Source organism: Geodermatophilus telluris (assembly GCF_900102745.1).
Taxonomy (GTDB): domain Bacteria; phylum Actinomycetota; class Actinomycetes; order Mycobacteriales; family Geodermatophilaceae; genus Geodermatophilus; species Geodermatophilus telluris.
Genome location: NZ_FMZF01000009.1, coordinates 126,465 through 133,954, shown reverse-complemented (window position 1 = coordinate 133,954; position 7,490 = coordinate 126,465). Strand labels below are relative to the sequence as shown.

8 protein-coding genes are annotated in these 7,490 nt (G+C 74.7%); 3 read left to right on the top strand and 5 right to left on the bottom strand.

The window, feature by feature from the left end:
* The 3 genes from BLQ97_RS22770 to BLQ97_RS22760 form a co-directional block, all read right to left on the bottom strand.
* The coding region (locus BLQ97_RS22770; protein WP_091369516.1) for an HNH endonuclease signature motif containing protein at positions 1 to 1,062 on the bottom strand (1,062 nt) is incomplete at its 3' end.
* A 137-nt stretch (positions 1,063 to 1,199) separates the two neighbouring features.
* Positions 1,200 to 2,171: a quinone oxidoreductase family protein gene (locus BLQ97_RS22765; protein ID WP_091369464.1), complete on the bottom strand. Its 972-nt coding sequence runs from the start codon at positions 2,169 to 2,171 to the stop codon at positions 1,200 to 1,202.
* Positions 2,172 to 2,275: 104 nt separating this feature from the next.
* A complete protein-coding gene (locus BLQ97_RS22760) occupies positions 2,276 to 3,118 on the bottom strand; it encodes a helix-turn-helix transcriptional regulator (protein ID WP_091369462.1) in 843 nt (280 codons plus the stop codon).
* 122 nt (positions 3,119 to 3,240) lie between these two features.
* On the opposite strand from BLQ97_RS22760, the gene BLQ97_RS22755 reads away from it, so the two are divergent.
* Entirely contained in the window at positions 3,241 to 4,182 is a 942-nt protein-coding gene (locus tag BLQ97_RS22755) for an SDR family oxidoreductase (RefSeq protein ID WP_091369459.1), read from the top strand.
* 66 nt (positions 4,183 to 4,248) lie between these two features.
* Here the strand turns inward: BLQ97_RS22755 and BLQ97_RS22750 are convergent, their stop codons facing one another.
* Positions 4,249 to 4,404 (bottom strand): Zn-dependent oxidoreductase, encoded by a 156-nt coding sequence (locus BLQ97_RS22750; protein WP_091369455.1) that lies wholly within the window; start codon positions 4,402 to 4,404, stop codon positions 4,249 to 4,251.
* A gap of 114 nt (positions 4,405 to 4,518) precedes the next feature.
* Between BLQ97_RS22750 and BLQ97_RS22745 the strand changes: the two genes are divergently transcribed.
* Together BLQ97_RS22745 and BLQ97_RS22740 are read left to right on the top strand one after the other, a co-directional pair.
* Positions 4,519 to 5,037 carry a hemerythrin domain-containing protein gene (locus BLQ97_RS22745; protein WP_091369453.1) on the top strand — a complete coding sequence of 173 codons (519 nt, stop codon included), beginning with the start codon at positions 4,519 to 4,521 and terminating at the stop codon, positions 5,035 to 5,037.
* Between the two features lie 115 nt (positions 5,038 to 5,152).
* Entirely contained in the window at positions 5,153 to 5,776 is a 624-nt protein-coding gene (locus tag BLQ97_RS22740; protein ID WP_091369450.1) for a maleylpyruvate isomerase family mycothiol-dependent enzyme, read from the top strand.
* Between the two features lie 57 nt (positions 5,777 to 5,833).
* On the opposite strand, the gene BLQ97_RS22735 is transcribed toward BLQ97_RS22740, so the two are convergent.
* A complete protein-coding gene (locus tag BLQ97_RS22735; RefSeq protein ID WP_091369447.1) occupies positions 5,834 to 7,489 on the bottom strand; it encodes an amidohydrolase in 1,656 nt (551 codons plus the stop codon).
* Between the last annotated feature and the right edge of the window lies 1 nt (position 7,490).

Below are 7,490 nucleotides of genomic sequence, written 5' to 3'. Positions count from 1 at the left end.
GGTGTGGTGCCGCTCGCACAGCAGCGCGGAGTTCTGCAGGTTGGTCTCGCCGCCGTCGAGCCAGTGCACGAGGTGGTGCACCTCCGCCCACCAGGTCGGCGCGTGGCAGCCGGCGAAGACGCAGCCGCCGTCACGGAGTTCGACGGCGCGGCGGAGGTGGCGGTCGGCCAGGCGCTGTTCGCGGCCGAGGTCGAGCGGTGCGCCGTCGGGGCCGAACACGACGCGGGAGACGGTGCTGTCGCAGGCCAGCCAGCGGGCTCTCGCGGCGGAGATCACCGCGCCGAACCCCATCCGCGCGGCCTCGGGGCCGGTGGCGGTGCCGGCGAGGTCGTCGAGGTCGATGACGACGGCCAGGTGCGCCTTGACGGTGCGCAGCGTGGGCAGGCGGCCGGCGGCCAGGCTGGTGTCGCACAGCTGCACCAGCGCATCGCCGAGCCGCTGCGCGCGGCTGCGCTCGTGCCCGGCGGGGCGGTCGGCCTGCACGAAGGACTCCAGCGCGGCCTGCAGCTTCTCCCCGCCCACCGCGTCGAGCTCGAAGCGCCCACTCAGAGTGCCGTCGGCGTGCTTGGCCAGGCTCAGCCGGCGCCCCTCGGTCGGATCGGGCTCCGGGCCGTCGGGATCGAGCCGGCTCAGGTAGTGCCGCACCGCGTGCACGAAGTCGGTGTGCGGCTGCTCCACGGCCAGCCCGGTGAGCACCGCGTCGACCTCGCCGAGCTCCACGCCCTGCTCGGCGGCGGCCTGCAGGCGCTCCGGCGTCAGCGCAGTGGCGGCGACCGCGACCTGCTCGGCCGACACGAGCCCGGCGTCGTGCGCCTCGGCCAGCGCCGGCAGATGCGCCAGCACCCGCCCGTTGCCCACGACCCGGGCGGCCGCGGCGGCCGATAGCCGGCAGTGCCCGCCCAGCCAGGACCGCATCGACTTCAGCCCGTCGCGCTCGGCCGCCTGGGACAGCTCGGCGTCCCGCACCCGGCGGGCCAGGGCGGCGTCGATCCGGTTGCGCTCGGCGACCAGCGCGGCGACGTCCTCCAGCACGTCACCGGTCGACCAGTCACCCGAACACATGTACGAACTCTAGCCGAGCGAGCGGCCCGCCGCACGGTGAATCCGCAGGTCAGACACCTGTCCACAGAAGTCACGAGCACCGTGACGGTGCGCAGAGGGTGGCCGGCCGCGCTGTCCCGCGCGGCCGGCCGGGTGCCTCAGCGGGTGGGGTCGAGGACGAGCTTGCCGGTGGTGCGGCGGGCGAGCAGGTCCTGGTGCGCCTCGCGGACGGCCGACAGGGGGTAGCGGCCACCGCCGACGGGCCGCAGGGCGCCGTCGGCCACGAGCGAGAGCAGCTCGGTCATGGCGTCGTCCATCATCGACGGCCGGTTCATGCAGTGGGCCAGCCAGAAGCCGATGACCGCGCGGCTGGTGCCCATGAGCGCCGGCGCCTGCACCGGCTTCGGGGGACGGCGGCCGGCCATCCCGTAGGCGACCAGCCGGCCGAAGGGCGCCAGCGCGGAGAACGACCCGTCGAAGACGTTGCCGCCGGTCATCTCCAGGACGACGTCGACGCGGTTGCCGCCGTTGGCCTCCCGCAGCGCGGCCGCGAAGGTCTTCGGGTCGTCGTCGGCCAGCGCCGGGTCGACGGTGGCGTCGGCGCCCAGCTCCTCGGCCAGCGCCCGCTTCTCCGCGCTGGACGCGGTGGCGATGACCCGCCCGGCACCCCACCGCTTGGCCAGCTGGACGGCCAGCGAGCCCACGCCGCCGGCGCCGGCGATCACCACGACGGACTCACCGGCGGCCAGGTGCGCGCTGGTGCGCAGCAGGTGCCAGGCGGTGGCGCCCTGCAGGACGACGGCGAGGGCCTGCTCGTCGGTGACCGCGTCGGGCACCGGCCAGGTCAGCCGCGGGTTGGCCACGACCCGCTCGGCGTAGCCGCCGCCCTCGAGCAGGCCGACCACCCGCTCGCCACCGCCCACCGGGCGGCCGACGAACTCCGCGCCCGGGATCAGCGGCAGCTGCTGCGGGGCGAGGTAGCTGTCCTCGGTCTGGTGGGTGTCAGCGAAGTTGACTCCTGCGGAGCTCACCTCGTACAGCTCCTGGCCCTCGCCGGGGGTGGGGTCAGGCAGGTCGACGACGTCGAGGACCTCGGGGCCGCCGAAGCGGGTGATCTGCACGGCACGCATGAAATGGAGGCTAGAGCTCCCCCGTCGTAGGGGTCCCGAGGGCTACGAACCAGACCAAGGACGGGGGATGACCTCTGGACCGTCGAACGGCAGTTCAGAGTGCGTCAGCGCAGCGGCTGGGCGCCGATGACGGAGAGCAACCGCAGCTTCTCGGCGCTCTCGCTGCCGGGTGCGGCCGTGTACACGAGCAGGCGGTGCGACTGGTCGGGGTCGAGCAGCGTCTGGCACTGCAGCTCGAGCGCGCCGACCTCGGGGTGGACGAAACGCTTGACCTCGCGAGGGCGCACGCCGACCTCGTGGGCCTCCCACACGCGGCGGAACTCGTCGCTCGCCGCATGGAGGAGGTCGGCGTACCGCGCGGCCCGCGAGCCCGGGCCCCGGACGGTGACGACCTCGCGCAGGCCGGAGGCCCAGAGCCGGGAGAGGAACGAGTGGTCCTCGGGCGCGTAGCGCTGCCGGACCGCGGGGTCGGTGAACCAGCGGTATCCCAGGCTGCGCGCCGGACCGGTGTACCTGGTCGTGTCACCGGTGAGTCCGACGCCCGGAGGGCTCTGGCGGAGCGTCTCGCCCAGCTCGGTGACGATCTCGGCCGGGGTGTCCTGCAGCCGATCGAGGATGCGCAGGAGGCCGGGGCTGATGTGCTCGCTGTCCGCGCCCCGGGCGGGAGGGTGCTGTCCGGACAGCCGGAACAGGTGGTCGCGCTCGTCGACGGACAGGTGCAGGCCCTGGGCGATCGAAGCGAGCATCTGCTCCGAGGGCTGGGGGCCACGCTCGCGTTCCAGGCGTGCGTAGTAGTCGGCCGACATGTTGCACAGCGCCGCGACCTCCTCGCGGCGCAGCCCGCTGGTCCGGCGGCGCGAGCCGCGCGGAAGCCCGACGTCCTCGGGCTGTAGCGCTTCGCGGCGGATGCGGAGGAAGTCGGCCAGTCCGGCCCGGTCGATCGCCATGTTCCTCCCTCGGTGTCCGTCCGTCTCGTTCCTACCGGGCGTCCACCCCCGTAGCCACGGATCGCCGATCAGCGGATGGAGAGGCCCTGAACGACGACGGCGATCCCGGCGACGGTGGACCCATGACACGAACCCGACTCGACCTCACCGTCCCCGACCTGACCGGCACGCGGGCCGTCGTGACCGGCGGTAGCGACGGCATCGGCCTGGGACTCGCCACGAAGCTCGCCGCTGCCGGAGCCGAGGTGCTGCTTCCCGTCCGGAACCCCCGCAAGGGCGAGGCGGCGATCTCCCGGATCCGGCAGGCCGTCCCCGCCGCAGAGGTCTCGCTGCGCGCACTCGACCTGTCCTCGCTCGCTTCCGTCGCCGCCCTCGGCGAGACGCTGCGCGATGAAGGGCGGCCCATCCATGTGCTGGTCAACAACGCCGGGGTGATGACGCCACCGGACCGGCAGACGACCGCCGACGGATTCGAGCTGCAGTTCGGCACCAATCACCTGGGCCATGCTGCGCTCGTGACCCAGCTGCTGCCGCTGCTGCGGGCCGGCCGGGCCCGCGTGACCTCCCAGATCAGCATCGCGGCGCGCAGCGGCGGCATCACCTGGGACGACCTGGACGGGAAGCGCAGCTACTCCGGCATGCGCGCCTACCGGCAGTCGAAGATCGCTCTCGGGCTGTTCGGCCTGGAGCTCGACCGGCGCAGCCGGACCGGCGACTGGGGGATCACGAGCAACCTCTCCCACCCGGGCGTCGCCCCCACGAGCCTGCTCGCCGCGCGCCCCGAGGTGAGCCGCGCCGCGGACACCCCGCAGGTGCGTGTGATCCGCGCCCTGTCGGCGCGCCGGATCGTCGTCGGCACCGTCGAGTCGGCGCAACTGCCGGCTTTCTACGCTGCGACCTCACCCGACGCCGAGGGGGGCCGGCTCTATGGGCCGAGCGGGCTCGGCAACCTGGGTGGTCCGCCCGCGGAGCAGGCCCTGTGGCGTCCACTGCGCAGCGGTGCAGACGCCGAGCGCATCTGGGAGCTCTCGGCGGAGCTCCTGGATGACCGGTCCCGGAGGTGAGTGGCCATCACATTCCGCCAGGGGGGCGGTGGACCCAGGGGCGGACCTCGGTGCGCGGTCCTCAGGTCAGTCGCGCGACAGACGGTGGTGGGTGTCGGCGTAGTTGACGCCGGCCGCCGAGACCTCGTAGAGCTGTCGGCCGTCGCCGGGGACGGGGTCGGGGAGGTCGACGACGTTCAGGACCTCGGGGCCACCGAACTCGGTGATCTGCACGGCTCGCATGCGCCTGAGGCTATGGGGTGGGCTCGGCCGCCCGGCAGCGGCGGTGTCCAGCCCCCGCGAGCGCCCGGGCCGGTCCGCCGGCCTAGGTCCCCTCGGGTCGGGTAGGGATCCGACGTGTCCGACTTCGAGATCACCGCCCTCGTCCTGGCCGAGCACGAGGTCTTCCGGCGGGAGTTCGCGGCGCTCGAGGACCTGTCCGGCCAGGAGCTCGCCGCCGCGTGGGAGGCGCTGCACGACAAGCTGGAGGTGCACGCCGTCGCCGAGGAGCAGCTGTTCTACCCGCTGCTCGCCCAGGAGGCGGACGGGGAGCAGGAGACGGCGGAGGGCGTGCACGACCACAACGAGATCCGGCACGCCGCGGCCGCTGTCGGGGAGCACGAGGTCGGCAGCGAGGCGTGGTGGGCGGCGGTGCGCAACGCCCGGCAGGTCAACGCCGACCACATGGCCGAGGAGGAGACGGACTTCTTCCCCCCGTTCAGGGAGGCCGTCGACGACGAGCAGCGCGAGGCCCTCGGGATGCGCTGGCTGGCGTTCCACGACGAGCACGAGCAGGCCGAGGGGCTCTCCGGCGAGGACGCGGAGGTGGCCGAGGTGGTGGCGACCGAGGTGCCGGAGGGCGACCCGTCCCGCTGAGGCCGCCGGCCTCCCTCACGGACGCCGTTCGCCGGGGGGAGCACGCGACCGATGAGTTCCCGCGTCGTCGCGGGTCTGCTCCGGCGATCGCCGTGGCCGACCGGAGGAGGGGACCGTGCGAGACGTCTGGTCGATGGTGCACGCCGAGCGCGCGGCACTGGTCGACGACCTCGAGACCGTCGACGCCGCGCGGTGGGAGGAGCCGTCGCTCTGCGGGGAGTGGACCGTGCACGACGTGGTGGCCCACCTGGTCGACACGGCTCTGACGACGCGGCTGGGGTTCGTGGCCGGCCTCGCCCGCGCGCGGTTCGACTTCCACCACCAGAACGCCCGCGGCGTGCAGCGCCGGCGCGGTGCCTCACCCCGGGAGACGCTCGACCGGCTCCGGGACGTGGCGTCGCGGTCGTCGACCCCTCCGGCGCCGCTCGACAGCCGGCTCGTCGAGGAGGTCGTCCACGGTGAGGACATCCGCCGGCCCCTGGGGCTGACCCGCTGCTACCCGCAGGAGGCCGTCGTGCGGGCGATCCGCCTGCAGGCCCGCACGCCGGCCTCCTTCGGCGGTGCGAGGGAGCTCGTGGCCTGTGTCCGGCTGGTGGCAGCGGACGCCGACGTGGCGATCGGCGTCGGTCCGGAGGTGAGGGGCCCGACGCTCTCGCTGCTCCTGGCGGTCGCCGGGCGGCGAGCGGCGCTCGACGACCTCGACGGACCGGGGGTCGCCGTGCTGGCGGCGGCCGTGTGACCGACGGCCGCTGCCGCGGTCGGGGAGGTGGACTGCACCGCTCGCGTGTGCCCGACGCTAGAGCGCGTGGACGAGCCGCCCACCCACCCAGGTCGAGCGGACCGGGACGTCGACGACCTCGGCGGCCGGCACCTCGAACGGGTCGCGGCCGAGCTCGACGAAGTCCGCCAGCATGCCCGGGGCCAGGGTGCCCTTGAGGTGCTCCTCGCCCGCGGCGTACGCCGCCCCCGTCGTGTAGAGCCCGAACGCCTCCCGCACGGTGATCCGCTGGCTGGGCCCGATGGGCGTCCCGTCCAGCGCGCGCCGCTCGGCGCAGCTGGTGATCGCGGCCAGCGGCTCGTACGGCCCGCACGGGTAGTCGCTGGACCCGGCGACGGGGATGCCGGCGTCGAGCAGCGTCCGGTGGGCGAACATGCGCTCGAGCCGCTCCCGCCCGTAGTAGCCGACCAGCTTGTCGCCGTGGAAGCGGGCGTAGGAGCCGAAGGGGACGGCGACGAGCCCGAGCGCGCGGATCCGGCCGACGATGTCGGCGTCGACCAGCGAGCAGTGCTCGATGCGGTGCCGCCGGGACGGCGCCCCCAGCGCCCGGGCCCGCTCGTGGGCGTCGAGCAGCTTGCGGATGGCGCGGTCGCCGTTGGCGTGCACGCCGAGGACGACGCCGTCGCCGGTGACCCGCGCGACCAGGTCCTGCAGGTCGGCGTCGTCCATGGTCTGCATGCCGTGGTCGTCGGTGCCCTCGAACGGCTCGTCCACCAGGCAGTTCCCGCCGGCGCAGGCGCCGTCGACGAACGCCTTGACCCCGAGCAGCCGTAGCCGCTCGTCGCCGAAGCCGCTGTGCAGGCCGAGCGCGGCGATGCGGTCGTAGTGCGGGAAGGCCACCAGCACCGCCACGCGCAGGGTCAGCTGCCCGCTGCGGGCGGCCTCGGACAGCAGGGCGACGTCGTCGGGCCCGCAGAGCGCGTCCACCATCGAGGTGATCCCGGCGGCGTGGAACAGCTGCTGGGCGCGGGCCAGCCCGCGCAGCCGGGCGGCGGGCGACGACGGCGGGACGACGGTCGCGCCCCGCGCCAGCGACGGGTAGGAGACGTCGAAGAGGGCCTGCTCGTACACGACGCCGTCGAGCGCCCCGGCGCCGTCGCGGCCCAGCGCGCCACCGGGCGGGTCCGCGCTGTCCCCGGTGAGCCCGGCGGCCGCCAGCCCGGCGGAGTTGAGCACCCCCCAGTGCGCGGCCACGTGGGTGAGCAGCACCGGGGAGTCGGGGACGGCGCGGTCGAGGAACGCCCGGTCCACGACCCGGCCGCCGGTGGTCTTGGTGTGGTCGTAGCGCGAGCCCACGACCCACTGCCCCTCACCGACGGCGGCGGCCTCCTCGCGGAGCAGCCGGACGAGCACGTCCTCGTCGGTGGCGACCTCCGGGGAGCAGTTGACGTGCAGCAGGTTCTCGGCGGTCATCGTCGGGTGGGCGTGCGCGTCGTTGAGCCCCGGGACGAGGACGCCGTCGAGCTCGACCGTGCGGTCGGGGCGGAACCGCTCGCGCAGCTCGCGGGGGTCGCCGACGGCCGCCACCCGGTCGCCGAGCAGCACCAGCGCCCGCACCGGCGGGCCGGCGAGCGTGTGCACCCGCTCGGCGACGACGAGCGTCCAGGTGCCCGGGGCGGCGGGGTCACGGACGTGGTCGGGGTGGTCGGGGTGGTCGGCGTGGGTCGCCTGCATG